Origin of the sequence: Serratia sp. OS31 (assembly GCF_014164835.1) — a bacterium.
GTDB lineage: Bacteria > Pseudomonadota > Gammaproteobacteria > Enterobacterales > Enterobacteriaceae > Serratia > Serratia liquefaciens_A.
Genome location: NZ_JACJFQ010000010.1, coordinates 1 through 25,618, shown reverse-complemented (window position 1 = coordinate 25,618; position 25,618 = coordinate 1). Strand labels below are relative to the sequence as shown.

Genomic DNA, 25,618 nt, shown 5'->3' with positions numbered 1-25,618 from the left:
CCTTTATCAAGGTTGCGCAAGCATATGTAGCAAGATATTGCCGCCCATTGGCCCACCCGGGCAAACGTCATATGATGCCAAAGTTCAAATCGGCATGCCCATTAACCCAAAGCGGAACAAGATGTCAAAACAGTGGAAAATAGCGGCGGCCAACCTTGGCCTGCGGATGTATACCCGGCTGGGTGGCAACTTTAAGGATAAGGCCCATTTTCAGCCTGAGCAGGTTTTTGAACGCATCGTGATTTTTTCCACCAGCGCCCTCGGCGATCTGATGTTTAACACGCCGGCGATCCGCGCGGTGCGTGAACGCTACCCGGCGGCAAACATCACCCTGATTTCCAGCCACAAGAACAAACAGTTGGTCGCGACCAGCCGTTGCTTTAATCAGGTCATTTATTGGGATCATAAAGCGAAAGACATGCTCGGCATTATTCGCCAGCTGCGCCAACACCAGCCTCAGCTGGCGATTATCCTGCACTCCAAATCTCCTTACGATGTGATGGTCGCCATTACTGCCGGTTGCCAATATATCTTCAAAGACGCTTACGGTAATAAAGCCACCGGCATGGAGCCCTGGCTGTGTGGCGTGAGCCGCAGCACCGGCGGCCATCTGATTCAACGCAAGCTGGATCTGGTGGCTCAGTTGGGCTGCCAAAGCGACAACACCGAGATGTTTATTCCTGTCGAGTTTTCGCCAGTGGCTAAAGCCGCAGGAAAAATTTCGATCGGCTTGCAAATGGGCGCTTCTGAAACGCTGCGTTGCTGGCCGGTCGCGCAGTTTATTCGCTTGGCGAAACTGCTGCTGGCGTCTTCGCCGCACCACCAGATTGAATTAATCGGCAGTCCGAAAGAACTGTCTATTGAACAGGCGTTTATCGCGGGGCTGACGGCGGCCGAGCAGTTGCGCGTGGTCAGCCATATTGGCAAAACCACCCTGCCGCAACTGCTGGCGGTGATGTCGAATATGCAGGTGCTGGTCACCGGCGACACCGGCCCACTGCACCTGGCCATCGCCCTGAAAACACCGACCGTCAGCCTGTTTGTTACCGCCAATCCGCAGCACACCGGCCCCTATCAAAACGGCGAATTGCATCAGGTGATGTACGTCCCGGTGGATGAACAAAAGCTCAATGCCGCGCAACGCCAACAGCCGCTCAGCATCATCACTGAAAATGAGGTGTTTGAAAAAGTGACCAACGCGCTGAAACTTAGCGCCCCCGAGGGTTGACCAACGGAGGCTGGGCAAAGACCATCGCCAGCGGGAACCAAAACAGGTACCAAAACTCGGCCGGATTCGCGATGACAAACATGCCCTGTGAGCAGTAGAAAATCAGCATAAACAGGTATAAAGCCGCTTCCAGACGGCGACCGGCCCGGAGATGGCGCACGGCCAGCTGCGCGCCATACGCCAATAACGCGGCGAACAGGCAAAACCCAACCAACCCGCCTTTGAGCAACGCCCCCAAATACAGGCTATGGGTGGTATGAATAAACTCACCGGTGTAATTGGTAAAGGTCAGTTGCTTATCAAAGCCATAGCCAAAGAACGGCGCCTGTTCGATCAACAACAGGCTGTGCCGCCAGATGCTCATCCGCACAAAGCTCTGTTGATACAGCGCTTCAAAACGCGTAATCAACATTTCACCGATCGGTGAAAACAGCACTGCGCCCACGGCAAATAACACCGCAGCCGCAATGGCCAGCAGCGATTTTTTGTTCAACGCCAAATAGGAAGTGGTTAACGCCAACGCGGCCAGCAAGGCCATCAGGGGCCCGCGACTTTGGGTGAACACCATAAAGGCGAACAACAGCGGGATCGCAGACAGCGCCCTTTTCCTCCCGGTATCACGGAACACCATCAGGCTTAGAATGATGCCCAACGCCGCATAGCCGGCCAGGTCGATCACGTTGCGCGGGCCAGGGTTAGCCCCGGAGGTTTCTCTGAGAGTATAAATTTCCCGAAAATCAACGCACGCCAGATACAAGCACAACAGCGTGATGCCGGCAATCACGGCGCAGAGCAGCAGATTGCGATCGGGGCTGTCCAACACGGTGACCAGCAAGGCCAGATAGAGCAGGATATACACGCTGTGCGTCAGGGTAGATGCCGTATCATCCGGCGTACCGCCCCAGAGATTGCTGACGGCATAATAGGCGAGAAAGCAGGCCGCCAGCGCCATTCCCGCGATTGCGGCACGCCGGTTAAGCCAGGCCGAGCGAAACTCGGGGCGTGAGGCCAGCGTCAGCAGGAAAAAGAGCGCCGCGATGTGGAATAAATTATTGACCCGGGTAAAACCGCAAAAAATGGCGCTAAAAAAAGAAAAGGCCAGCATGGCATAAAAAGAGATCCGACCGGTGAGCTCAATCGTTTTTGAAAAAATCATTACTATCAACCTTTTCAAAAATACCGGTATCTATTGCACTGCTTAATGAAAAGTTTCTAATCACCATTTTTCTCATTTTCATTCTTTCTCCGGCATGGCTAAAGGCCGGAATAATCAGGTCATCGACCTTCTCCGGCAAAAATGTCGGCAGTTTATTTTCGGGAGTTTCATAAAAGCGCGGCAAATGGAAATTATTCATGTCCAGACCGGCAATAAAGAGCTGTTTAAATCCCAGAAAGGCAATGATCTGAAAAGCCCAATACACTACCGTGCCGGCATCAAAAACCCCGTGCCGAATATCGTGGCTGAAGGCGATGGTTTTATTGCCAGGTGAGAAGAAAACGCTGCGGTCTTTGTGATAATGATCCCACAATGCCGAGAGAGGAATTTGAGGACTGTAAATTTTGCAGGTTGCGTCCTCGACCACTGAAAACCGGCATTTCACGCCCGCCAGCGTGAAGTAATCGATGATTTTCGCCACGCCGTGAACCGTAGTGAAAAGGATTAAATCCGGTGCCTGAATAATGCTTTCTATAATATCCGGCCGCCGATCGATAAACCCCATATCGACAATCACATAAAACCGAAAGTTGACCTTCTGGCTCAGGCTAAAAGCCCCATTGACCCCAATCGCCGGCATCTCAGGCAGTTCACTAAAGCGAACGGAGTTCACCGACGGTCCCGTCGCGGTCAACAATATCGGCCCCTTGCAGCTGTCTTTAAGTGCTGACAACGTCACTATAGGAACAGTCTGCTTTTTATAATGTAATTCGGCAATCTCACCGCTGTCTGCACGTTCGATTTTTACGTAAGGCCAGAGATTTTCATTGTGTCGATAAGGCCGTGAATGAGAATAGCGATACACCTGCTTAAGAAAACTGCCCATCGTATCCCTGCCCTGTAAAAATGTATTTGCGCCGAACAGAACTGTCCTGACCGCATTAGATTTATTGTAGGGCTGAGTATCTGAGCATTAATGACCATGGGCAATTATTGCATTTTGAATTCTTCGTAATGTTAACGAAAAGAGGTGTGTGGATTTGTTAACCGAGTTAAAAATCTGTAGGGAACGGTAATAATTATTTTAAAGTATGATTAAAGTTCGCCTTGCGACTTGCTGCAGGACTTTGTAACGATCGCCATGAGCAGGCCCTGAGATATGAGTTGGTAAAGAGCGTTTATTGAGGAATATAGAGGTCGTCAACGTCGCAATGAACTTTAACATCCCTAAAATATGACTGTAGTTGAGATACCGACATAGCGCTCCTTGACTCAAAAAGCGCCTTTTCTGCGGCATCGTTGCTTATTCTTTTGAGTACACCTCTCATCACGTGTTCTATCCTGCAAGGTGCTGAAGGATGGGTATTCTGTTTGCTCACGCCATTTCTTTGAAGACGCTCCGCCCAGTCGAACCGGAAAAAAACGGTAATAATAGTAATATCAACGTTGTGATTAGATTTCTCAACAAGGTTGATGGCGTACTCATCAGCATCATATTCATCCTTACGGGACTCTTCCGCTGTTTTCTCATTATACCTTCGGTGCCCAAGAACGACATGCCCTATTTCGTGAGCAAGCGGAAACGCCATAGCATCTAGCATGATTTTATCAAGAGTATTTCGGTAGTTCACTTCATCCTCCTTATTTTTACAGCAAGGCGGTGTTAATTTTGCCCAGAACCAAAACTCCTCTATCGGAATTTCCTTTTTCATTTCAAGTGATTTCTTTGTTCTTGATTCTAAATATTGCAAGTAGTTCTGATACAGCATCATATCAAGCTTTTCATCATAAACTTGCATTAATGCCTTAGCCTGCAGCATTATTTCAAAAACAAATGCCAACGGAAATAATATCTTCTTATTCTTGACATCGGAAAGGACGTTAAAATCAGCATATGCCGCCACTTTAACCGCTCTATCCTGGTACAATTCAGGTTCCAAGTTAAATACTTCACTATGATAATCATTCATTAATCTCTGTAATGTTCTCTGCCCTGCATCTTGAGTTTCTTGCAAAAGTTCATCCTGTGATTTTTGTTGTTCCATTGCAGCTGACGTGCTTATCACATTCAGGATAAATATAATAAAAAATAAAGAAAAATTTAATGTTTTCATTTATTTTTCAATCCATTCTCATGAGTAAAAATCAACTCGCGTTGAAAATCCACATCAGGAACGCCTTGTTGCTCCGCTTTAATAAAATCGTTGAATTGTTTATCCGTTCCGAACGTTAAAAAATCCTCTATAGCTTTATTATACTGTTTCGGCTCGGGAGGTGCGGGAATGGGGTCAATGCCGACAAAAGCCTGATCGCCAGCGAACCTCACAGCTTTACGATAAACTATTGCCACAACAGAACAGACCTTATTGTGATTTGTAGATATTATCTTGTTCTGAAGATCAATATCACACTGTTCTCTTCTTATATTTGCAGCATTCATTAACTTTAGGAATTTAACGTTATCACACTCAGACTTCCCATAGAGATCACCGCCCTCTCTACATCGACGATATTCGCAATTACCTACCAAACTTTTTTCACATTTCCCATAACAACCATCATGCTCGTTGCATGCTTGGGTAAAGTCGCACACAGCAAAAATTTTATCGGGAACAAAAGGAGCATTCCAACCAGAACCGCATCCATTAGGCTCGCTCCCTCCGACAGAAGAGGCTGCTTTCAAATCCGTATTGAATATGCATAAAAAAACAAAAATCATAAGCCGAATAAGCATTATCATCGCCTCAGAAATGTTTACGCTCTCTGATAATATAGAACAACAATCAGGCATAACCACAATCATGTAAACGATGGAATAAAAAACTTAAGGTGACAGGAAAACGATTAGCAGGAGAATGAAATAAATATACAATAAAAATCATAGTAGTAATAGCAGCAGGCCTAACCAACAGCCTGCCACTAAAAAATAGTAACGATAAAAAACCGTATGTATTATTTATAAAAAACGTTTCTTCTAAATAAACTTATATTTTCAACACGAAATATATTCAATCGTCGAAAGGCTCGCCAAGCGTCAGCATCAGCCGATTGGCCCAGGCAAAGAACGCGGTCGATTGCACCAGATCCAGCAGCGCCAGTTCATCCAACCCTTGCTCGCGCAACGCCGCCAGATGCCCGGCATTGACCTGCGGCGGCGTGGCGGACAGCGCAGCGGCAAAGTCTATCTGCGTCCGCCACGGCTCCCCTTGCCCCTCGCTCAAAATGCCGCCCGGTGCCACATCCAGCAGGTGCTGTACTTCATCCGCGTTTTTGGACAACTGCGCCGCCTTGCGGGCATGTACCGAAGCGCAATAGATGCAGCCATTCACCTTACTGGCCACCGTTGCCGCCAGTTCCCGATCCTTACGCTCCAGCCCGCCGGGCGTATAGAAAATGGCCCGATCCGCCAACGTTCTCTGCTCCAGCACCGGATGATTACGCGCCAGCAGGCGGAAGTAATCCGAGTCGCTGTGCCCGAAGCGCGTCAAAAGCGCCTGGCCTTGCTCATCAAACTCCGCCAGCGGTTTGGCGGCTATCCAGGGCTCCCAACCCAGTTCCTGGCGGGTAAACACCGGCGGTGCGTGACGACCGCCGAGGGTCAAGGATTCGGTACGCCAACGGCCCGCCCTGACCGGTGCCCCACCCGCGCTTTCGAGGGGGATTCCGTCAAGCAACCGGTATCCCGTCAGCAGACGGCTCTGAAAACTGATGAAGGCGATTAACTGCGACAGGGTGACGATAGCGTTCAGCGACCAGCCGGCCTGTTGCAACGCCTGCAGATGCTGCGCGTCGGCGCTGGCGGGTTTGAACGCCAACCGTTCGGCATGATCAAACGCTGCCTGTAAATGTGGGCCATGCTCAACGTCGCCCTCCTGCTGCAGCAGGGTGCCATAGTGCGCAGAAAGCAGCTTGTCCGCATGCCATTCGCTGATGCGCTGCGCGATCTGCAGCCGTTGCGCCACGGGGAAATCTCCGGCATCAGCGGGGGAAAACAGCGCCAGATAGCTGGCCTGGATCGCATCTGTTGCCGCTTGCCGCGTGGTTCTGGCCTTAGCCAATGCAGAACCGGGGGCGATCTCTGCCAGCTCAGCCAGCAAATCTTTAGGGTGCAATGTTGCAGTCATACCTTTTCCTCAGCGTGATGTTCGTAGGAGACGGATGCGGGATTGCGGCGTTGCCAGCCCAGCTCCGGGGCAACGTGGCGAGCGATCAGTTCAATAGAACGCAAAATGGTGGCGTGCGGTGGATCGATGGAGTGAACCTGGAACGCCAGATCGGTCACTCGTGCCAGCGCGCTGTCTTTTTGCAGTGAGGCGATCACCTGATCCGGAGTACCCAGATGCACGTCGAAGGCGCGGATCAGCCCATCAAGGGATTCGTCGGACGGCCGGTGACCGCTGGCACGCTGGCGCTCAAGCCCGCGGCTCAAGCCTTTGGCGGCAAAGTCCCGTGCCTGCTGGCCGTGGTCGGTCACCAGCGCGGTGCGCGACCCCATAATGCGTGGCGCAATGCCGGGCGGCAGCGCCGCCAGATAGGCGTCGATAATCGGGTTTTGCAATTCGTCCAGCGGCAAATCCGGCGCATCTGCCGGGCGCGGTTGGGTACGCGACAACATCAGACCGTCCCCGGCCCGCCCGGCGCGCTCTCCGCCTTCCACCGAGAAGGTCGCCTGCCAGACCCGCTCGGCCAACTGCGGTGCCGCCGGATACAGGCGGTTATCTTCGCCACCCAGGGCCTCACCGCGCCAGGCTCGCAGCAGGGTACTGAAATTGTCGGCAAACACCGCGTGACGCTGTGCGGCGTCGAAACCGAAAGCGCTGAACGAAGAAGGCGTGCCGCCGGCAGCGATGCCGACTTCCAGCCTGCCGTCGGACAGCAGATCCAGCACCGCAGTGTCTTCGGCTACCCGAATCGCGGACTCCATCGGCAGCGTGATCACCCCGGTGCCGAGCCGGATATGGCGAGTTCGCACCGCCACCTGCGCCAGAAACACCAGTGGCGAAGGCAGGCCGCCCTCATCCTCATGAAAATGGTGCTGCGCCACCCAGGCGCTGTCAAAGCCGGCCCGTTCGGCATGCACGATCTGTTCGGTCGCCAGCCGGTAACGCTGCTGCGCGCTGCCCTGATCCAGCAGCCGGGTGAAAAAACCGAGTCTTTTACTGCTCATAGAATGCATCCTCAATCTGGGGCTGTTCGGCATAAAACTGACGGCCGGGAATGGCTTCAATCAACTGGCGTGTGTAATCGCTGCCCGGCATGGCGAACAGCTCACCGGTCGGCCCGCTGTCCACCAGCACGCCACGGTGCAACACCGATACGCTGTGGGAGATCTGCCTTACCGTGGCCAGGTCGTGTGAAATAAACAAATAGGTCAGCCCCAACTCCTGCTGCAAATCCTGCAGCAACCGCAGGATCTGCGCCTGCACCGTGACATCCAATGCCGAAGTGGCTTCATCCAGCACCAGCACCCGTGGCTGCAGCACCAGCGCCCGGGCGATCGCCACCCGCTGTCGCTGGCCGCCGGAAAGCTCGCGCGGTTTACGGCTCAGCAATTCACTCGGCAGCGCCACGCGTTCAAATAAATCTCGCACCCGACGATAGCGCTCAGCCTGGGCCAGCGGCTCGAAATTCAGCAGCGGTTCTTCAATCACCTGGTACAGCGTCTGGGATGGATCGAGCGAGCCGAACGGATTCTGATACACCAACTGAATGCGGCGACGGAATTGGCGCAGCGCCTCGCCCTTCAAGCGGGTGAAGTCGACGCCGTCGATAATGATTTGCCCGGCATTCGGCCTTTGGAAACCGAGCAGGCAGCGTGCCAGCGTGGTCTTGCCGGATCCGGACTCCCCCACCAGCGCATGGGTCGTACCGCCAGGCACGCTGAACGACACCTGATCCAGTGCCCGATAATTTTTCCCGCCACTGCCCGCCAGGGGAAAGTCTTTCACCAGCCCCTTGACCTGGATTGCCAGTTCTTGCGTGCTGTGGCGGGGCTGCGGTACCACCGCCCGGGTCAACGACGGCACGTCGGCAAAAAGTTGGCGGGTATAATCGCTGGCTGGCGAGCGCAGCACTTCGGCAGTCACTCCCTGCTCCTGTACCCGGCCATGGCGAAACACCAGCAGCCGATCGGCGCGTTCCGCCGCCACCGCCAGATCGTGGGTCACCAGCAGCACCGCGGTGCCAAACTCCTGCCGCAGCTCGTCGATCAGATCGAGAATACGTTTTTGCACCGTGACATCCAGCGCACTGGTCGGCTCATCGGCGATAATCAACGCCGGTTGCAGCGCCATCGCGATGGCGATCAATACCCGCTGTTTCATGCCGCCGGAAAGTTCGTGCGGATACTGACGCGCCCGCAGCTCCGGATGCGTCAAACCGACGCGGGTCAGCAACGCCACCACCCGCTGCTGCAGCTGCTTGCGCGGTAGCCGACGGTGAATGTTGATGATCTCCGCCACCTGATCGCCAATGGTCTTCACCGGATTGAGTGAGCTGGAGGGATCTTGTGGGATCAAACTGATTTGCGCCCCGCGCACCGCATCCAGACGCTTTGATGACCAGTGGCTGATGTCGGTGCCGTTCAGCCGTATCGCCCCCTGCTCCAGGCGACCGTTTTCCGTCAGCAAACCAATGATTGCCTGCGCGGTAGTGGTTTTGCCGGAACCGGACTCGCCGACCAGCGCCACCACTTCCCCAGGTTGAATGGCAAACGACACCTGATGCACCACCCGCTGATTGCCGGCCGCGCCCTGATAGGCGATCGAAACCTGTTCCAGCTCCAGTACCGGTGGCGTGGCGCTCGCCCGTTGTAATGCGCTCTGAATACTCATACTGGCGTTCTCCCCAAAGCGCGGCTGATGCGGTTGGCCGCCAGAACCACCGCCACGACCGCCAGCCCCGGGAAGGTGGTTAGCCACCAGGCGGTGGAAATATAGTTGCGCCCTTCGGCGATCAGTAACCCCCACTCTGGCGTCGGCGGTGGCGTGCCGTAACCCAGGAAGCTCAAGGTGGCAATCGCCAGAATCGCGCTGCCGAACTGCAATGCCGAGAAGGCAATTACCGAGGTTAACGAGTTCGGCAAAATGTGCCGCCACAGCACCGCCCAGAAGGTACCGCCGCTACCATAGGCCGCCTCGACGTAATCGCTGTGGCGTACCCGCACCACCTCGGCGCGCGCCAGGCGGGCAAAGTTCGCCACCGAGGTGATCCCCACGGCGATGGCGGCATTTACCGTGCCGAAGCCCAGCAAAATAATGATGCTCAACGACAGCAGCAGACCGGGAATCGACAGCAAAACGTCGACAAGGCGCATCACCGCGTCATCCGCGATGCCGCCCACCGCACCGGCAATCAGCCCCAGCGCGGTGCCCAACAGCAGGCCTAAAGCGACCGCCACCAGCGCGGCGGACAGCGTCTGCGAAGCGCCATAAACAATGCGCGCATACAAATCGCGCCCCAACTGATCGGTACCCAGCCAATGTTCGCCCCCCGGTGCCAGACGCTGCGCCCCGGCAATGCCTTCGGTGCCGCTGTAGGCCGTGAACAGCTGCGGCGCCAGCGCCCACAGCACCGCGATGGCAATCACCGTCCAGGCCAGCAACAGCGTCAGCGGCACACGACGGCGGCGCGGGCGGTGCGTTGGCAAGGTGCCTTCGCTTTCCACACCGCCCAGATCGCGCTCCGGCGCGCTGGATTTCTCAAAGGAGATACTGCTCATACGGCGGCTCCTGTAGCGGTTTTCAATCGTGGATCCAGCAGAGGGAACAGCAGATCCACCAGCAGATTGAGGGTGACGAAAGCGGCGGCGGAGATCACCACGATCGCTTGCAGCACCGCGACGTCCTGATTCAGCACCGCCTGCAAGGTAAGCTGCCCCAGCCCACTGCGGCCGAACACGGTTTCAGTGATCAACGCACCGGCGATCAGTTCGCCGAGCAAAATACCGGCGATGGTCAGCACCGGTAGCATGGCGTTACGGGCCACGTGCCGCCACAGCACCCGGCTGCGGCTGGCCCCCTTGGCGCGGGCCACGGCAACGAAAGGTTGAGTCTGTACCTGATCGATACTGCGGATCAGGATCTGCGCCAGCGGGGCGGAAATCGGTATTGCCAGCGTCACAATCGGCAATATCAACCCTTCCCACTCCCCCGGATTGATCACCGGGATCAGCTTGAGCTGAAATGAAAACAGCTGGATCAGCACGATGCCCAACCAGAAGGTCGGCACCGAGACAAACAGCGAGGGCAGCGACTGCAGCAATGACCGCAGCCAGCCAAAACGGGTCAAATTGGAGATAAAGGCCAGCGCCAGCGCCAGGATCAGCGCCAGCGAAAACCCCAATAGCGCCAGTTGCAACGTGGCGGGCAAGTTGGTGGCCAGCAGCTCCGTCACCGGCACACCGGCCTGAATGGAATAGCCAAGATCCCCGCGTAGCACGTTGCCCAGCGCATGCAGATACTGCTGCCACAGCGACACATCGGCGCCATAGGCCGCGCGCATATCGGCGATCTGCGCCGGGCTGAGGCCCATGTCCGGGTTCTGAAACTTAATCAGAATGGCATCGCCGGGCAGCACCTGCAGCAAGATAAACGACAGGCTAAAGGTCGCCCACAGCACCAGCAGCGCCTGCCCGATACGCCGTGCCAGATATCGGCTCATCATGCTCTCCTCAGCGTTTTTCCAACCAGGCGCCGTAGAAACTCGGGCGGCCGACCGCTTCAAAACTTACGCCCTTGAGATAAGGCGCCCCGGCAAACACCTGCGGCTCTTCGAAGAACGGGATCACGTAGGCCTGATCGAGCAGGTAGTTTTGCGCCTCGCCGGCAATCTGCAGGCGTTTTTGCGCGTCCACCTCTGAGGCGATACCCAGCAGCAGCGCGTTCAGCTTGTCGTCTTTAAATGCGCTGTTTTTGCCCGTCCCGCCCTGTTGCAACAGCGCATCGCGGTTGGTCGGGTAGAACTGGCTTTTAATCACATCCGGATCGGCTCGTCCTACTTCCACCACCGCCGCCGGGGTTTTCTGCGGATCCAGGTTATCCGCCACCTTGCTGCCGGCGTCGCCCGCCAGAATGTTCAAGCGCGCGCCAACTTTGCCCCACTGCTGCGAAACCAGCTGCAGCACCGCCTTGTTCTGGGGCTGCGGCAGCGACTCATAGACGTTCAGCAACAGTTTTTTGCCGTCTTTTTCACGCAGGCCATCGCCGCCCTTTTTCCAGCCCGCCTCATCCAGCAGACGGTTGGCCAGCTCCGGGTCGAATTTCAGTTTGGCGGAGAGGTCGACAAAACCGGCGGCGGAAGAAGCAATCACCGATTTGGCCTGCGGATAGTTAACGGAGAACAGCGTCTCGACGATCTGCTTGCTGTCGGTGGCGTGCAGCAATGCCTGACGCACGCGCAAGTCGCTCACCAACGGGTTGTCCGGCCGGAAGGCCACGCTGTCATTGACGCCGCGCGTTGGGGCGGCGTAGATAGTGAAACCCTGATCCTGGGTTTGTTTCTCGTCGTAGGCCTGGATCTGGCGAATAAAGTCCGCCTGCCCGGCCTGCAATGCGCCAATACGTACGCTGTCTTCGCCGGTCACGATCACCTTGATACCGTCCAGATTGGCGCGCCCCTGCTGCGTCAGTTTGGCCGGGCCCCAGCGGTAATCTTTGCGCACGCTGAGATCCACTTCGCGCCCCAGCGTTTCGGCACTGACCACAAATGGGCCGGAGCCGATGATATGGCGCGCGTCACCCAATTCGTCATAATTACGGTTTAAGGTGCTGAGAGAAACCAGCCCTGACCCTATGGTGGCCGTGCCCTGCAGGAAACCCGGCGAAGAGCGCTTGAAGTAGAACTTCACGGTCAAGGGATCGATCACTTCACTGCGGTCGTAGTTATTGATCACCTCGGAGACCGGCAGACGCTTCTCTTTGTTGCCCAGGCCATAGGTATCGAAGTTCTTCGCCACCGCGTTGGCGTCCAGCGGCGTCCCGTCCGAGAAGGTCACCCCCGGCCGGAGCTTGAAGGTGTATTCGGTTTTGTCGGCGTTACTGCTCCAGGATTCGGCGATCCACGGTTCAATCTCCAGCGTTTTAGGGTTCTGGTAGGTCAGCTTGTCGGTGATCTGGTTGAGAATGCCGCCGTTGGGGTAGAAGCCGCCGGAAGGCGGATAAAGGTTGGTGTGCGCCTGCTGTTCCAGATAGATCAGCGTTCCCCCCTGCACCGACGCCAGCGCCGGGGTAGCCGCCACCGTCAAGCCTAATGCCACTGTTATTCCGCTGGTTAATCTATTGAAAGAGAACTTAAACATAGTGAGCCACGCCTTCTTTATTTCGGAATGTTATGGATTAGATAACAAACCAAATCGGCGGGGAGTTGAACGAACTAATTTCGCTAACCTATGGCGGAAAATGCACAAGGCAGCGACGGTTGGCAGAACGGGGGTTTTGTTATAACGTATCAGAAATCACATCAGGGAGACGAAAATGAAGATTCAGCTTTCGCTGCTGTTCCTTGGCCTGTTGGCCGGGCGGGCAGCTGCGTTTCAATCCAAAGTGCCCGAGCCACAGCCTGAGCAGGCGCGTGCAGCGGAAAACAGCCTGGAGAATATGTTTTACGGTTTTCATGCGATGGACGCGCAGGCGGTCAATATCGGTACCTGCGCCGCGCTGCCGCAGGCGGGATGCCAGTGCGCGTTCTGCACCATGTTGCGGCAGGCCGGGCCGGCGAAATAGCCGCCCGGACGACGTTTTAATCCAGCGCGTACTGAACAATCAGCTGGCCTTTTTTCACTTTGAGCGCCGTGATATTTACCGCCCCCAGCTCCGCCAGTGAAGACACATGGGTCCCGCCGCAGCCATAGGCCGGCAGCTCGCCAAACCCCACCTGCCGCAGGCCGTCGACCGCCACTTGTCTGCGAGGGAAATCGGCTGCAATCAGCCGCGCCAGCTCCGCCTGTAGAAAATCCTGATCCAGCGTTTGTGGCTCCGCGCCCGGTGCGAAAGTGATCCGCCCTTCGCCCGGCCAATGGTGCGCCTTCACCGGTTGCCAGCCGCGGATTTCCCCCAGCCAGCCGATCAGATGTCCGGCGGAGTGCCAACGGGTATGCAAACGGCGCTGTTCGCCATCAACCTGCACGCTCACCGGCCCTGCGGCCAACGGCTCGGCGGTGAAATGCAGCACCTTGTCGCCCTGCTGCGCCACCCGTAGCACCGCTATGCCACCCAGTTTACCGCCGTCGGCCGGTTGCCCGCCTCCCTGAGGGTGGAACAGCGTGGCGTCCAGCTCTACTGCGTATCCTCCCTCTTCCATCGGGGTGCAGGCCAGCACCTGCGCTTCGCCCTGTAAGTCGTCGCTGTAATAATAAAGGCGTTCGGTCATGGTTATTCTCCTGATTAGAGAGCCCATTATATTCATGCCATAATCAAAGGATAATCCACCAACAAGACAATGGACCTTTGCGCTGTGAGCACAAATCTTTCTCATTCGCTGCTGGCCGAGATGGCGGTGTTTGTTCAGGTGGTGGAGAGCGGCAGCTTTTCCGCCGCCGCCCGTCGACTGGGCACTTCCCCCTCTGCCGCCAGCCGCAGCGTCGCCAGGCTCGAACAGGCTTTGGCGCTGCAACTGCTGCATCGCACCACGCGAAAACTGCGTCTAAGTGAACAAGGTGAAGAGGTGTTTCAGCGCTGCCGCAGCATGTTGGACGCCGCGCACTCGGTGATGGAGTTCAGCGGGCGCGGTGCCATAGAGCCTGAAGGGTTGGTCAGTGTCAGCGTGCCCAAGGCGGTGGGACGCTATGTGCTGCACCCGCACATATCGGCATTTTTACGCCGCTACCCCAAAGTAGACGTTCGCCTGCGGCTGGAAGACCGCTATATGGATTTGATTGATGACCGGGTCGATCTGGCGCTGCGCATTACCGAACGCCCTTCCCCTGGGCTGATTGGCCGCCAACTGATGACCATCGACCACCTGCTGTGCGCCACGCCGGCTTATCTGGCGCAGCAGGGAACGCCGCAGCATCCGCAGGATTTAGCGCAGCACAGCTGCATTTATCTGGGTGAAACGCCGAACGACGCCCGTTGGAAATTCCGCCAGGCCGGAAAAACGGTAACGGTCAACGTGCGCGGACGCTACGCCGCCAACCATACCGGCGTGCGGCTGGATGCAGTGAAACAGCACATTGGCATTGGCAGCCTGCCTTACTTTACCGCCCGCCAGGCGCTGGACGACGGCGAAGTGGTGCAGGTGCTGCCGCAGTGGGACTTCCTCAGCAGTTATCACGGCGGGCTGTGGTTGCTGTATGCCCCCAATCAGCACCTGCCGCCCAAGCTGCGGGTGTTTATCGATTATCTGGTGGCCTGCCTGGCGAAAGAGCCGCAGCTAAAGCGCCTTGCGTAAGGTGATATTGATACGGTGTGGGCCCACCAGCGAATGATAGCCTTCCTTAATTGGCATAATGCCGTGAAAACACAGTCGCGACGGGCCGCCCCACACCACCACGTCGCCGTGCGCCAAGGGAATGCGCTGGGCCCGATCGCTGCGCTGCATGCCGCCGAACTGGAATACCGCCGGCAGACCGAGGGAAACGGAAACGATCGGCGAGCCGAAGTCATGCTCGTCTTTGTCCTGATGCAATGACAGCTTGCTGCCCGGATCGTAGCGGTTCATCAGGCAGGAATCCGGCACGAAAGGGGCAAAACCCGCCTGCTGTGCCGCCTCATCCGCCAGTGCCATCAGGATATCCGGGATCGGCGGCCACCGTTTGCCGCTGCGCGAATCGCGCTCCGAATAGCGGTAACCGCGGCTGTCGCTGCTCCAGCCGTTGCCGCACCAGCTCATCGCCACCGACATCACATGGCCGCCCGGCGTGGTCATGTGCCGCCAGGGCACCTGGGCAATCACCCCATGCACCGCCGCCAGCAGCTCCGGGCCGTGATCGCGCACAAAACCGTGCATCACCACCGCACCTGGGGCAATCTGTTCCCGCCACGGCGGCGGCACGGAGTCTTCAAAAAGATCGAGGGTCATGACAAAACACCTGTATTAATACACAGTATTCATTTTAACTTGCCGTTGCCGATTGTCCAGCCTGATGCGCCGCATTGTTGTTAGCGCTAAACTTCTCTAGAGTACCGGCAATAAAATCAATAACTTTTCAGGATCGCATGTGATTAAAGGGATCGTTCTTTCCGTCATCGCCTCGGTGTTGTTTGGCGTGATGTATTACTACACCTCTACCCTGTCCCCGCTTGACGGTGAGCAAGTCTTTGGCTGGCGTACCCTGCTGACGGTACCGTTTTTGACCTTGTTTATGGTGCTTTCCGCCGACTGGCGCAAGGTCAGCGAGACCTTGAGTTGGATAAAACAGCGACCGCGCCGCCTGCTGTTTTTACCGCTGAGTTCGGCGCTGCTGGGGGTTCAGCTCTGGCTGTTTCTCTGGGCACCGCTGCACGGCAAGGCGTTGGAGGTGTCGCTCGGCTATTTCCTGCTGCCGCTGACCATGGTGCTGGCAGGACGCCTGATATTCCGCGACCGCCTTTCGCTGCTGCAAAAACTGGCGGTCAGCTGCGCGATTATCGGCGTCGGCAACGAGTTGTATCAGGTCGGCGGCGTGTCCTGGACCACCCTGCTGGTGGCGCTGGGTTACCCGGTGTACTTTATTCTGCGCCGCCGTTTCGGCACCGACAACCTGGGTGGCTTGTGGTGTGAGCTGACGCTGATGCTGCCGGTCGCCGCTTGGTTCGCCTTCGGGGGCAACGGGCCGCTGGCGGCGCTGAACATCAGCCCGGCACTTTATTGGCAAATTCCTCTGTTGGGGGTGATCAGCGCCGCGGCGCTGGTGTGCTATATCCTGGCCAGCCGCCTGCTGCCGTTCAGCCTGTTCGGCCTGCTGAGCTATGTGGAGCCGGTGCTGTTGGTGGTGGTAGCCCTGCTGCTTGGTGAGAGCATCGGCCGGGATGAATGGCTGACTTATATTCCTATCTGGCTGGCGGTGCTGCTGCTGGTGTCGGAAGGGGCCCGTCACCTGCTGCGTCGCAGGCGAATTCACCGGTAAAAGTGACAGTGCAACGCTGAATTTTTTAGGTTATTTATCTGATTTATAAATAAATAAAAGTTGTGACATCGTCACCTTCCTGCCAGTAACGTCCGCTGAAGCGGCGACCGGCATGGCACTGCGGCGTGAGGGTTTTAAGCAGTTCCAGTTCGAACGTCTGTCGTTGCGTATCCAGCGTAACCAGACGTGCGTCGAGAAAGTCAAAATAGCAGCGCACCTGCGGATATAGCGCTTTGAACAGGCTCTCTTTGGCGGAGAACGCCAAGGTCAGCAGGTGGTTAAATGGCTGTGGATGAGTGTGCAGTTGGGCAGACTCCGCCTCGCTGACGATAGCACGCTGCAGCTCCTGCGCACGCGCGGCGGGAATGAGCGTTTCAACGTCCAGCCCCACGCCGCCCAACCCGGTTTCCGGATGCACCGCGCAAAGTGCAGTATCCGCATTGTGGCTGAGCGCACCGGCGATACCCGGCGGCCACTGCGGTGCCCGGTCTTCGCCAGGCAGTAACGTGAAATCCGCAAACCCCAGCGGCGCCAACAACGCTCGCGCCAGGTAACGCCCAGCCAGATACTCCGCCCGCCGCTTTGGCACCGCACGCACCAGATGGTCGGGGAAAGCCATGCCCATGGCAGCGAAACAGTCATCCTGATAGTGCACCACAGAAAAGCGGCAACGGGCAACCTGCCCCGGGTAATCGCCCAGGTTCAACAGTTCAAAGGTAGGGATAAAAGAAGAGAACACGGGTTATCCATATTGGGTGTGCAGAACGCTAATTTTAGACGCCGAGCTCCTGATCAACAATGATTATTCCTCTCCCCCGTTATCGAGGGAGAGGCACCACGGGATTACAGAATCCCTTTCATGGTTTTTTCAAAGTCGCTCCAGGCGCAGTAGCCCTGCTTATCGATTGGGCAGCCTTTTAACGCCATCGTCACGCGCTGTGGCGGGGTTTTCAGCGTCAGCGGAGTGGCATTGCGCAACTGGTCGGTGGATTGATACACGTACTCGATTTTCAGCAAATCACGATCGTTTTTCTTATCGTGCCAGCGCTGGAACACCAGCTTGCCGCCAATCGGCGTTTTCTCATACTGATGCGGCAGTTGGTACGGCTTGAACTCCATTGCCGACAGCAGCGAGGCAATGTTGGAGTCGTGCCCCACCAGCACCGTCACCTTCGGTGAATCCGGCTTGCGTTCGCCAATCAATGCACCGTTGATGTAAGTCAGCAGCGGCTTGGCCACGTTTTGCGCCACCACCGGCGAGGTGAACAACGAATCCTGATAGCCGTCCTTCAGCTGCGCCAACTGTTTCCACTGCTGCGGCGTGGTGATTTTGCCCCAGGCCACGTCCTTCATCGGGAAGCCTTCGTAATATTGCAGCATAAAGGCGTCCACCAGCGAGTTCCCTACCCGCAGCGGCCCGGCCACGCCCGGCTCTTTGCCCGGCACCGCGCTCATTTTGCTGGCTTCCTTGGTCAAATCGCAGTGCTTGTCGGTTTTACAGGCGCTGGAATCTTTGTAATCAATGATTTTTTCTAATTGCTTGTAGGAGGCGCCCAGCTTCAACGAGGCCAGCTCGGCGTTCATTGCGCTCAGCGCCTGCTGATTGAAAGCTTCGCTGTTGTCAGTGATGATCGGGTTGAAGGTCGGATCCATCTCCCCCATTTTGTCCTGATGATGCACGCTGACGTCACAACCGGGGAAAGCGCCGTTGGTAAAGAACTGCGCGGTCGCCACCGTGCGTTGCAAACTGTTGGCATAGACGTAAACGCTGCCGGCGGTCGGGCAGCCTTCCTGCGGCAGTACCCCGGTCTGCTTGAGCCACGCATTGAAGTAGTGGCCCATATACACTTCCAGCACCCCGCCCTTGGTGGTCAGCAGGCCCCCCGGCGTATCCCAGGCCGGCCAGGCTTTGGGCGTGGACTGCGCCAATACGCTGCCGTTGTTGGCCAACGGCGCACGCAGGTTATGGCGGCTCATCACCAGCACCTGATCCAATTGATAGTCGTTGGTTTCCGCCAAGGCAGTCCCGGTCATAAATAACGGCAAGCACAGCAATAAAGTTTTTCTTTTCATCCGCAGAGGGCTCCAGGATTGTGATTATTTTTAATGTGTTAGCTATTGCTTGGCTATCATGGAGAGGTTAACGCCGAAAGTGTGTGATGAGCATCACAGGGAAAGGTCTGCTCAGCGGCCCTTCGTCGAGGGCCGCCGATAATTTAGAAACTCACATCCACAAACGCATGATCGGCCAGCCGATCAACAACAGCGCGGCGATGTACACCACGCCCAGAATACCGCCCATCCGCCAGTAGTCTTTCGACTTCACGTAGCCGCAGCCGTAGATGATAACCCCAGGGCCGGTTGCGTACGGCGTCAGCACGCCCATAATGCCGATCGACAGCACCAGCAGCATCGACAGCTGCTCCATAGGCACGCCCGGCAAGCCTTTACCGACGGCAAGTATCACCGGCAGCAGGGTTGCGGTGTGCGCCGACAGGCTGGCAAACAGGTAGTGAGCGAAGTAGAACACCAGGACCAGCGCCACGACCGTCATATCCGGCGAGAATCCGTCCAGATGGGTACTCATGGTCAATGCGAACCAGTCGATAAAGCCAGAGCGCGTCAGGCCGTTGGCCATCACCACCAGCGTCGCCAGGTTAACCAGCGTGTTCCAGGCGCTGGAATATTTGGTGATGTCCTTCCACGACACCACGTGCAACGCCAGCATCAGCGACACCGCCAACAAACAGACCGTGGTGGCATCCAATATCTTGCCGCCAAACACCCACAGACACAGGCTGAGCAGCACCAGACCAATCAGCGTGTACTCCTTGCGTGTCAGCTTGCCCATTTCCCCCAGCGCGCTATTGGCCCAGGAAGCGACTTCGCTGCTGTGCGTGACGCCCGGTTTGTACAGGTAATAGGAAATCAACGGCGCAATCACCAGCAGCAGCAGGCCGACCGGCAGGAAGGCCAGGAACCACTGCATCCAGCTGATATGCACGCCGGCGATTTTGCTGACGAACTCGATGCCCAGCACGTTAGGCGCGGCGCCGGTGACGAACATCGAGGAGCTGATGCTGGTCCCGACCACCATCATCCACATCAGGTAACCGCCGATGCGTCGTGAGGAGGGATCGTTGGGGAAGGAGTCAAACAGCGGCGGCAGGTTTTTCACCACCGGGAACACGGTGCCGCCGGTGCGGGCAGTGTTGGACGGAGTAAAAGGCGCCAGCAGGATATCGATGATCACCACCGCATAACCGAGCGTCAGGGTGCGCTTGCCCATAAACTTCACCAAAAACAGCGCGATGCGTCGCCCCAGCCCGGTGGCTTCGTAGCCGAGCGCAAAGATAAATGCGCCGAACACCAGCCAGACGGTGGTGCTGGAGAATCCGGCCAGCCCCCATTTCAGCGCCTCTTTACCGGCCTTGAAGCCCGGCTCCGCCAACTCCTGAGCCCCGAACAGCACCCAGTTGGCGCTCAGCACGCTGAGGGTCACGGCGATAAAGCTGATCGCCGTCGCCGGGATCGGCTCCAGGATCATGCCGACAATCATCGCCACAAAAATGGCGAAGTAGCGCCAGGCCTGCGGCGGCATGCCGTCGGGCGTGGGTATCCAGAGCAGGATCGCCAGCACCAACAGCGGCGCCAGCGCTTTCCAGATTTTTTCCTTGGTTTCGGACATAAGTTTCTCCTGAAGACGGGTTATTTTTTTAGCTATGCCCTAGGGATTCCAAGTTGCGGCTTGAAAGGCGGCGGGCTTAGTGGAATTCGGTAATTGCGCCAGCAGCCAGGTGACGATCAACAGATCGGCACTGCCGCCTGGGCTGAGATTGCGGTGAATGCACTCGGCGTCGAACTGCCACAGGCGCGCTATGCCTTGCTCGCCCGGGGCTCCGCCCTGCGCCAGCAGTTCACTTGCGCGACGCTGCAACCAGCGCAGGCCTTCGAGACCGCCGCGTGAGGCGACGTTGGTGTCATCGTTGTTGGCCATTAGCCACAGCAGGCTGTCCATCAGCGCCGTTTGCTCATCGCACCCGGCGTTCAGCCGTTGCAGGTACAGCGGCAGCGCACCGTTAATCACCCGCTCGAAGCCCGACTCTGCCTCGCCGCGCGCGCCGCTCAGGCCGTGTTGGGCAAACAGCCTTTGGCCGGCGGTCTGCAACGCATTGCGCTGTTGCAGCTCGCGCGCCACCAGCCCGCGACACATCGACGCCACTTCGGCGCACAGCGTGGCTGCGTCGACAGGCTGCGGCTTCTGGGACAAACGGCCGAAAGCGGTGCACAGCAGGCCGAGGGAAAATACGCTGCCTTTATGGGTGTTGACGCCGCCGGTGGCCTGGAACATGTGGCTTTCGCATGCCAGCCCCAGCGGGCGCAGCCTGACCAACTGCTCGGCAGCCGGGCAACGGGCGTCTTCCTGCCCCTGGCGGACAAAGCGCGGCAGCCAGATACCGATAGCGCGGGCGCTGCGGTAAAAATGGCCGATGTTCATGTCCCGGTGGGCGCCGTTGTTGTGGCGATCCACCAGCCCCGGTTTGGGCGTCAGGTTCACTTCGACCAACAGGGCACGGTAGGCGGCATGGGCAAAACCACTGGCCGGCGCCGCTGGGCTACACCGTGCGAGTTCAACGGGGTGAGAGCGCATCATTGAGCATCCTTTCCATTTCCTGCAGCAGCTGTTCGCTGCTGTGTCGCCGCTGACGGGCGCAGATTTTGGCCGGCTGGTTGCACAGCAGGCAGTGGCGTTCCGCCAGCCCCAGATCACGACGCGATAAAATACGTCCCTCGGGATCCAGCACGTCGATATCCCACAGCCGGCCTATCGGCTGCTGAACTTCCAACTGCATGGCGCAGTCTTTCACCCGTTGGGCATCGTCCTGCAGCGCCATAAACCCTTCGCAACCGGTGGAAAGCGCCAGCATTTCCGCCTGCAGGCAGTGCCAGTTTTGCTCGCGCCCCATTTGCTGCAGCGCCTGCCAGCCAAGGTTGAAGATATTGCGGGTCAGGGCGCTGTCTTTTACCGCACCCGGCACCACCAGCGTCAGCACCAGCAACGTGGAAGCGTGCTGAGCCTGCCACGCCTGCTGCCGCGCCTGGCGGCATTCGCGGCTGGTCAGCAGTTCCGGCAGGCTGACGGCACGGTTGGCGGCCAGTTCAGGAGGGACGCAGGTCATCAGGTTACTCCGCCACCTGATGCACCACATCGATCACCGAACCGTCGCGATAACGCACGACCGCCACCACTTTGTCGGTGAAGGCGATCGGCTGCGGTTCGCCGGTCAGCAACAGCGCACGCTGACGCAGCCAGTCGATGCCAACCACCGGCAGCCCGGCCTCTTGCAGCCGCTGCGCCAACTCCGGCCGCGCCGGGTTAACGGCAATACCGTGATCGGTAACCAGAATGTCGATGCTGGAGCCCGGCGTGACGCAGGTGGTCACCTGCTCGACCAGCGTTGGTATGCGTCCGCGCACCAGCGGCGCGACGATGATCGCCAACCGTGCCGCCGCCGCGGTGTCGCAGTGGCCGCCAGAAGCCCCGCGCAGCACGCCGTCGGAACCGGTCAGCACGTTGACGTTGAAACCGGTATCAATTTCCAGCGCGCTCAGTACTACTACGTCAAGCCGGTCGACCGAAGCGCCCTTCGAACTGAAGTTGGCATACTGATTGGCGCTGATCTCAATGTGGTTGGGATTGCGCGCCAACGACATCGCCGCCGCGCGGTCGAAGCTCTGCACGTCCAGCAGACGAGCAATCAGTCCTTTTTCATGCAGATCCACCATGGTCGAGGTTATGCCGCCGAGGGCGAACCCGGCGCGAACGCCACGCGCGCGCATTTTGTCTTCCAGAAAACGCGTCACCGCCAACGACGCCCCACCGGTGCCGGTTTGCAGTGAAAAACCTTCGGTAAAGAAACCGGAACCGGCAATCACTTCGGCGGCGCGGCGGGCAATCAGCAATTCACGCGGGTTGGAGGTCATGCGGGTGGCGTCGGCACCGATCTTGTCGGCGTCCCCCACTCGCTCGAGTTGAACGATCAGATCGACCCGATCCTGCGCCAGGCTGGCCGGATGATGCGGATAAGGCAGGATCGCTTCGGTCAGTAACACCACGGTGCCTGCAGTATCGGCATCCACTTTGGCGTAGCCCAGCGAACCGCAGCAGGCTTCGCCGCTGTAGCCGTTGGCATTGCCGAATTCGTCGCAGGCCGGAACCCCGAGGAAGGCGACGTCTATGGACAGTTCACCGGACTCGATCAGGTTGACGCGGCCACCGTGGGAGTGAATTTGTACCGGTTCGGCCAGCAGGCCGCGTGAGATGGCATCCGCCAGCGGACCGCGCAGGCCGGAGGTGTAAATGCGGCTCACCACCCCGTTGCGGATATGGCCGACCAGCGGCGCATGGCATTCGCTCAGCGAGCTGGAGGCCAGCGTCAGGTTGCGGAACCCCATCGCCGCCAGCGTTTCCATCACCTGGTTCAGCGCCAGATCGCCGCCGCGAAACGCATGGTGGAAAGAGATGGTCATTCCGTCCTGCAAACCGCTGCGGCGTACCGCCTGTTCCAGCGTGTCGCAGCGTTTGATATCGCGCGGCTTGCGCGCCTGCAGGTTGGCCTTGGAGGCATCCTGATAGCAGCGCAGGTCCGCCAGGTTGTTCAGGGTCATCTGTCGTTGTTGGCGTTTCATTATGCTTCCTCTCCGTGCTGAACCGACGCTTCGCGGATGCCGGAAAGCGCTGCGCGTTGCAATACCAGCCGCGCGCGTTCAATCACCGGGCTGTCGACCATCTTGCCGTTGAGCGACACGACCCCGCGCCCTTCCTGCTCCGCCGCCGCCGCGGCATCCACCACCCGCTGGGCGTGAGCCACTTCTTTGGCGGTTGGCGCATACAGGTTGTGCAGCAGTTCAATTTGCCGTGGGTTAATCAGGGATTTGCCGTCGAAGCCAAGCTGTTTGATCAGCGCCGCTTCCTGCAGGAAGCCGGTTTCGTTATTGGCATCGGAATACACGGTGTCGAACGCCTGAATGCCCGCGGCCCGCGCCGCCTGCAATATCGAACAACGCGCAAACAGCAGCTCAATGCCCTCCGGCGAACGTTCGGTACGCAGGTTGCGCACATAGTCTTCCGCGCCGAGCGCGATGCCGATCAAACGCGGTGAGGCATGGGCGATGGCGACCGCCTGGGTGATCCCCGCCGCCGACTCAATCGCCGCCAACAGACCGGTGCTGCCCACCGGGCGCCCGCAGTCGGCTTCGATGGCGGCAATTTCGCGATCCATATCCACCACGTCCTGCGCGCTGTCGGTTTTCGGCAGCCGCACGATGTCGGCCCCGCCACGCACTACCGCCTGCAGATCCGCCAGCCCGTAGGCGGAATCCAGTGCGTTGACGCGCACGATGGTTTCCACTTCCTGATACAGCGGGTGTTGCAACGCGTGATACACCAGTCGCCGCGCGGCGTCTTTTTCGCGCAGGATCACCGAGTCTTCCAGATCGAACATCAGCGCATCGGCCTGATAGATAAAGGCGTTGCTCACCATGGCCGCATTGGCACCGGGCACGAACAGCATGCTGCGGCGCAGACGGTGTTTATTCAGCGTTTTCATGACGCGTCCCCCATGGCAATTGGCCATTGTCGCTGGCGCGCATCAGCGCGGTTTCCAGCCGGGCCCGCAGCACGCAGTCGAGCGCGCCTTTGTCGTCCACCATCACCTGCACCGGCTCCACCTGATAACGTTGCAGCACTTCCAGCAACGTTTGGCGGATGGCTTCGCCGAACTGTTTCTCTACGCTGCTGGCGATCAGCAGATCGTGTTCCGGCCCCTCGGCGGGGGCGATGCGCACCATGACATCGCTGGATTCCAGCGTGCCGGCCATTGCTTCTCGGATAATTTTCATCTTTCACCTGATTGTGCGGATTCAAAGGGGTGTGCCGCTGGCTTGGCCCGGCGCTGCGTTTGCAAATCTTGCAGGTAATACAGGGTGTCCGGCGGCACCAGCGGCGCGGCGGCGTGAAAGTCCCCGGCGGCCAGCAGCTTGCGCACCCAGGAGGCGGAGATCGCCGTGCCCTGATATTGCAAACGCTCGATTTCCACCAGCGCTATCGGCGGGCTGGGCAGCGCCGGGGTTTCCAGCCAATAACGCATGTCACGGTTGTACTTGGCGGTGACCGCGCAGAAAGGCTCGTTGCCGACGAAGCGGTGGGTAATGCCCAACGCGGGCGCCAGATACTGACGGAAGATCTTCAGATCGATTTCGGTGTAGCAGTCGTCGGCAATGCCTTGATCTTTAATGAAGTAACAGGGGAAGGTGGCGCGTGAAATGACGTATTGCGACCCTTCGTGCACCGTCAGGTTAGGAATGTCTGCGGTGCCCGCCAGCACCAGCCGCCGCCGATCTTCATAGCTGAAGCGCGAGGTATTTTCCTTGACCAAAAACAGGTGCAGCCAGTCGCATTGCGCAGCGGCCTGGCGCACCAGGTATTGGTGGCCGCGGGTAAAGGGGTTGGCGTTCATGACGATGCTGCCGATGGTGGTACCCGGCCGGCGCAGCCCCGCTAACTGCGCGGCATAGCGTTTCAGCCGGCACGGGCTGTTTTCCATCAGCACCACGATGCCCGGCACCCGGGCGATGGGGTAGAAACCGCATTGCTGGAACAGCGGCTCATTTTGGATTTTGGTGTAGATAAACAGCTGGGTGTGGTGACGTTCATAAGCCAGATTCACCAGCTCCGTTGCCAACGTCAGCCCCAAACCTTCGCCGCGCATTTGCGGGCTGATGGCGACGCATTTGATAATATTGTCGGCAATGCCGCCGCAGGCGACCAACTTATCGTTTTGCGTCACGGTAATAAATATTTCAACCGTGGTGTCAATATTCAGATCGTTACTGCGCAGGAAAGCATTAATCTGCGCGATACTTTTATGATCCGACCTTTTGACTCGATTAAATAGGGTGTCGCCCAACATAACACGCTCTCTGGGTTAACTATTAAATAACAAAATAAATACAAAAAAGAGTGTCGATTAACATTTATCACCGGAATTAAAACCTTAAAAACCATGGAGATAAATCCACCAAGGACATCTAATGAAACAATGGTAAACAGAAAAAAATAGCGAATTATTGACCTATTTCACAAACCCCTTTCGGTTAATAAGTTATTTAACTGTCTCTTATACACATC

25 protein-coding genes are annotated in these 25,618 nt (G+C 57.6%); 4 read left to right on the top strand and 21 right to left on the bottom strand.

Annotation, left to right across the window (positions count from 1 at the left end; all coding sequences use genetic code 11):
• The first annotated feature begins 121 nt into the window (after positions 1-121).
• Entirely contained in the window at positions 122-1,228 is a 1,107-nt protein-coding gene (locus H5P17_RS10765; RefSeq protein ID WP_182822817.1) for a glycosyltransferase family 9 protein, read from the top strand.
• On the opposite strand, the gene H5P17_RS10760 is transcribed toward H5P17_RS10765, so the two are convergent.
• From H5P17_RS10760 to H5P17_RS10715, 10 genes are all read right to left on the bottom strand, one after another.
• On the bottom strand, positions 1,209-2,384 hold the full coding sequence (locus H5P17_RS10760) for an O-antigen ligase (protein ID WP_182822815.1): 1,176 nt from the start codon (positions 2,382-2,384) through the stop codon (positions 1,209-1,211). The genes H5P17_RS10765 and H5P17_RS10760 overlap by 20 nt on opposite strands.
• Positions 2,362-3,270 carry a sugar glycosyltransferase gene (locus H5P17_RS10755; RefSeq protein ID WP_182822813.1) on the bottom strand — a complete coding sequence of 303 codons (909 nt, stop codon included), beginning with the start codon at positions 3,268-3,270 and terminating at the stop codon, positions 2,362-2,364. Before H5P17_RS10755 ends, H5P17_RS10760 begins: the two co-directional genes overlap by 23 nt.
• Positions 3,271-3,562: 292 nt before the next feature.
• Positions 3,563-4,498 (bottom strand): phage exclusion protein Lit family protein, encoded by a 936-nt coding sequence (locus H5P17_RS10750; RefSeq protein WP_182822811.1) that lies wholly within the window; start codon positions 4,496-4,498, stop codon positions 3,563-3,565.
• A complete protein-coding gene (locus tag H5P17_RS10745; protein ID WP_182822809.1) occupies positions 4,495-5,118 on the bottom strand; it encodes a hypothetical protein in 624 nt (207 codons plus the stop codon). The genes H5P17_RS10750 and H5P17_RS10745 overlap by 4 nt, the downstream gene beginning before the upstream one ends.
• A 274-nt stretch (positions 5,119-5,392) precedes the next feature.
• On the bottom strand, positions 5,393-6,508 hold the full coding sequence (locus H5P17_RS10740; RefSeq protein ID WP_182822808.1) for an alkylhydroperoxidase domain protein: 1,116 nt from the start codon (positions 6,506-6,508) through the stop codon (positions 5,393-5,395).
• Positions 6,505-7,551 (bottom strand): putative FMN-dependent luciferase-like monooxygenase, encoded by a 1,047-nt coding sequence (locus tag H5P17_RS10735; protein ID WP_182822806.1) that lies wholly within the window; start codon positions 7,549-7,551, stop codon positions 6,505-6,507. Before H5P17_RS10735 ends, H5P17_RS10740 begins: the two co-directional genes overlap by 4 nt.
• Positions 7,541-9,217: an ABC transporter ATP-binding protein gene (locus H5P17_RS10730; RefSeq protein ID WP_182822804.1), complete on the bottom strand. Its 1,677-nt coding sequence runs from the start codon at positions 9,215-9,217 to the stop codon at positions 7,541-7,543. The genes H5P17_RS10735 and H5P17_RS10730 overlap by 11 nt, the downstream gene beginning before the upstream one ends.
• Positions 9,214-10,104, bottom strand: a complete 891-nt coding sequence (locus H5P17_RS10725) for an ABC transporter permease (RefSeq protein ID WP_182822802.1) — start codon at positions 10,102-10,104, stop codon at positions 9,214-9,216. Before H5P17_RS10725 ends, H5P17_RS10730 begins: the two co-directional genes overlap by 4 nt.
• The gene (locus H5P17_RS10720) at positions 10,101-11,045 is read right to left on the bottom strand and encodes an ABC transporter permease (RefSeq protein ID WP_044552420.1); all 945 of its coding nucleotides are present in this window, start codon (positions 11,043-11,045) and stop codon (positions 10,101-10,103) included. The genes H5P17_RS10725 and H5P17_RS10720 overlap by 4 nt, the downstream gene beginning before the upstream one ends.
• A gap of 10 nt (positions 11,046-11,055) precedes the next feature.
• Positions 11,056-12,681, bottom strand: coding sequence for a TIGR04028 family ABC transporter substrate-binding protein (locus tag H5P17_RS10715; protein ID WP_044552422.1), 1,626 nt, complete (start codon positions 12,679-12,681; stop codon positions 11,056-11,058).
• 175 nt (positions 12,682-12,856) lie between these two features.
• Between H5P17_RS10715 and H5P17_RS10710 the strand changes: the two genes are divergently transcribed.
• Positions 12,857-13,105 (top strand): hypothetical protein, encoded by a 249-nt coding sequence (locus tag H5P17_RS10710; RefSeq protein WP_044552423.1) that lies wholly within the window; start codon positions 12,857-12,859, stop codon positions 13,103-13,105.
• Between the two features lie 16 nt (positions 13,106-13,121).
• Here the strand turns inward: H5P17_RS10710 and H5P17_RS10705 are convergent, their stop codons facing one another.
• Complete coding sequence (locus H5P17_RS10705; protein ID WP_182822800.1) at positions 13,122-13,751, bottom strand: alanyl-tRNA editing protein; 630 nt, start codon at positions 13,749-13,751, stop codon at positions 13,122-13,124.
• An 84-nt stretch (positions 13,752-13,835) separates the two neighbouring features.
• On the opposite strand from H5P17_RS10705, the gene H5P17_RS10700 reads away from it, so the two are divergent.
• Positions 13,836-14,771 (top strand): LysR family transcriptional regulator, encoded by a 936-nt coding sequence (locus H5P17_RS10700; protein WP_370570035.1) that lies wholly within the window; start codon positions 13,836-13,838, stop codon positions 14,769-14,771.
• Here the strand turns inward: H5P17_RS10700 and alkB are convergent.
• Positions 14,754-15,401, bottom strand: coding sequence for a DNA oxidative demethylase AlkB (gene alkB, locus H5P17_RS10695; protein ID WP_020827704.1), 648 nt, complete (start codon positions 15,399-15,401; stop codon positions 14,754-14,756). The genes H5P17_RS10700 and alkB overlap by 18 nt on opposite strands.
• A 139-nt stretch (positions 15,402-15,540) precedes the next feature.
• Here alkB and rarD point away from each other — a divergent pair, with 139 nt between their 5' ends.
• Positions 15,541-16,428, top strand: a complete 888-nt coding sequence (gene rarD / locus H5P17_RS10690; protein WP_044552429.1) for an EamA family transporter RarD — start codon at positions 15,541-15,543, stop codon at positions 16,426-16,428.
• 43 nt (positions 16,429-16,471) lie between these two features.
• Here rarD and H5P17_RS10685 read toward each other — a convergent pair whose 3' ends face one another.
• The 9 genes from H5P17_RS10685 to citC form a co-directional block, all read right to left on the bottom strand.
• Complete coding sequence (locus H5P17_RS10685) at positions 16,472-17,167, bottom strand: 4'-phosphopantetheinyl transferase superfamily protein (protein WP_182822796.1); 696 nt, start codon at positions 17,165-17,167, stop codon at positions 16,472-16,474.
• Between the two features lie 104 nt (positions 17,168-17,271).
• A complete protein-coding gene (agp, locus tag H5P17_RS10680; protein WP_182822794.1) occupies positions 17,272-18,501 on the bottom strand; it encodes a bifunctional glucose-1-phosphatase/inositol phosphatase in 1,230 nt (409 codons plus the stop codon).
• 151 nt (positions 18,502-18,652) lie between these two features.
• Positions 18,653-20,116: an anion permease gene (locus H5P17_RS10675; RefSeq protein ID WP_020827708.1), complete on the bottom strand. Its 1,464-nt coding sequence runs from the start codon at positions 20,114-20,116 to the stop codon at positions 18,653-18,655.
• A gap of 39 nt (positions 20,117-20,155) precedes the next feature.
• Positions 20,156-21,079 carry a triphosphoribosyl-dephospho-CoA synthase CitG gene (gene citG / locus H5P17_RS10670; protein WP_370570036.1) on the bottom strand — a complete coding sequence of 308 codons (924 nt, stop codon included), beginning with the start codon at positions 21,077-21,079 and terminating at the stop codon, positions 20,156-20,158.
• Positions 21,060-21,608, bottom strand: a complete 549-nt coding sequence (gene citX / locus H5P17_RS10665; protein ID WP_182822790.1) for a citrate lyase holo-[acyl-carrier protein] synthase — start codon at positions 21,606-21,608, stop codon at positions 21,060-21,062. The genes citG and citX overlap by 20 nt, the downstream gene beginning before the upstream one ends.
• A gap of 4 nt (positions 21,609-21,612) precedes the next feature.
• Positions 21,613-23,118, bottom strand: coding sequence for a citrate lyase subunit alpha (citF, locus tag H5P17_RS10660; protein WP_182822789.1), 1,506 nt, complete (start codon positions 23,116-23,118; stop codon positions 21,613-21,615).
• The gene (citE, locus tag H5P17_RS10655; protein ID WP_020827712.1) at positions 23,118-24,038 is read right to left on the bottom strand and encodes a citrate (pro-3S)-lyase subunit beta; all 921 of its coding nucleotides are present in this window, start codon (positions 24,036-24,038) and stop codon (positions 23,118-23,120) included. The genes citF and citE overlap by 1 nt, the downstream gene beginning before the upstream one ends.
• Complete coding sequence (citD, locus tag H5P17_RS10650) at positions 24,022-24,330, bottom strand: citrate lyase acyl carrier protein (protein WP_182822787.1); 309 nt, start codon at positions 24,328-24,330, stop codon at positions 24,022-24,024. Before citD ends, citE begins: the two co-directional genes overlap by 17 nt.
• Positions 24,327-25,400, bottom strand: coding sequence for a [citrate (pro-3S)-lyase] ligase (gene citC, locus H5P17_RS10645; protein ID WP_182822785.1), 1,074 nt, complete (start codon positions 25,398-25,400; stop codon positions 24,327-24,329). The genes citD and citC overlap by 4 nt, the downstream gene beginning before the upstream one ends.
• Positions 25,401-25,618 lie beyond the last annotated feature (218 nt).

Excerpts from the sequence above, each read along its gene's own strand:
- H5P17_RS10765 (WP_182822817.1), top strand. The coding sequence starts at position 122 with ATGTCAAAACAGTGGAAAATAGCGGCGGCCAACCTTGGCCTGCGGATG.
- H5P17_RS10760 (WP_182822815.1), bottom strand. The coding sequence starts at position 2,384 with ATGATTTTTTCAAAAACGATTGAGCTCACCGGTCGGATCTCTTTTTAT.
- H5P17_RS10755 (WP_182822813.1), bottom strand. The coding sequence starts at position 3,270 with ATGGGCAGTTTTCTTAAGCAGGTGTATCGCTATTCTCATTCACGGCCT.
- H5P17_RS10750 (WP_182822811.1), bottom strand. The coding sequence starts at position 4,498 with ATGAAAACATTAAATTTTTCTTTATTTTTTATTATATTTATCCTGAAT.
- H5P17_RS10745 (WP_182822809.1), bottom strand. The coding sequence starts at position 5,118 with ATGCTTATTCGGCTTATGATTTTTGTTTTTTTATGCATATTCAATACG.
- H5P17_RS10740 (WP_182822808.1), bottom strand. The coding sequence starts at position 6,508 with ATGACTGCAACATTGCACCCTAAAGATTTGCTGGCTGAGCTGGCAGAG.
- H5P17_RS10735 (WP_182822806.1), bottom strand. The coding sequence starts at position 7,551 with ATGAGCAGTAAAAGACTCGGTTTTTTCACCCGGCTGCTGGATCAGGGC.
- H5P17_RS10730 (WP_182822804.1), bottom strand. The coding sequence starts at position 9,217 with ATGAGTATTCAGAGCGCATTACAACGGGCGAGCGCCACGCCACCGGTA.
- H5P17_RS10725 (WP_182822802.1), bottom strand. The coding sequence starts at position 10,104 with ATGAGCAGTATCTCCTTTGAGAAATCCAGCGCGCCGGAGCGCGATCTG.
- H5P17_RS10720 (WP_044552420.1), bottom strand. The coding sequence starts at position 11,045 with ATGAGCCGATATCTGGCACGGCGTATCGGGCAGGCGCTGCTGGTGCTG.
- H5P17_RS10715 (WP_044552422.1), bottom strand. The coding sequence starts at position 12,681 with ATGTTTAAGTTCTCTTTCAATAGATTAACCAGCGGAATAACAGTGGCA.
- H5P17_RS10710 (WP_044552423.1), top strand. The coding sequence starts at position 12,857 with ATGAAGATTCAGCTTTCGCTGCTGTTCCTTGGCCTGTTGGCCGGGCGG.
- H5P17_RS10705 (WP_182822800.1), bottom strand. The coding sequence starts at position 13,751 with ATGACCGAACGCCTTTATTATTACAGCGACGACTTACAGGGCGAAGCG.
- alkB (WP_020827704.1), bottom strand. The coding sequence starts at position 15,401 with ATGACCCTCGATCTTTTTGAAGACTCCGTGCCGCCGCCGTGGCGGGAA.
- agp (WP_182822794.1), bottom strand. The coding sequence starts at position 18,501 with ATGAAAAGAAAAACTTTATTGCTGTGCTTGCCGTTATTTATGACCGGG.
- H5P17_RS10675 (WP_020827708.1), bottom strand. The coding sequence starts at position 20,116 with ATGTCCGAAACCAAGGAAAAAATCTGGAAAGCGCTGGCGCCGCTGTTG.
- citG (WP_370570036.1), bottom strand. The coding sequence starts at position 21,079 with ATGCGCTCTCACCCCGTTGAACTCGCACGGTGTAGCCCAGCGGCGCCG.
- citX (WP_182822790.1), bottom strand. The coding sequence starts at position 21,608 with ATGACCTGCGTCCCTCCTGAACTGGCCGCCAACCGTGCCGTCAGCCTG.
- citF (WP_182822789.1), bottom strand. The coding sequence starts at position 23,118 with ATGAAACGCCAACAACGACAGATGACCCTGAACAACCTGGCGGACCTG.
- citE (WP_020827712.1), bottom strand. The coding sequence starts at position 24,038 with ATGAAAACGCTGAATAAACACCGTCTGCGCCGCAGCATGCTGTTCGTG.
- citD (WP_182822787.1), bottom strand. The coding sequence starts at position 24,330 with ATGAAAATTATCCGAGAAGCAATGGCCGGCACGCTGGAATCCAGCGAT.
- citC (WP_182822785.1), bottom strand. The coding sequence starts at position 25,400 with ATGTTGGGCGACACCCTATTTAATCGAGTCAAAAGGTCGGATCATAAA.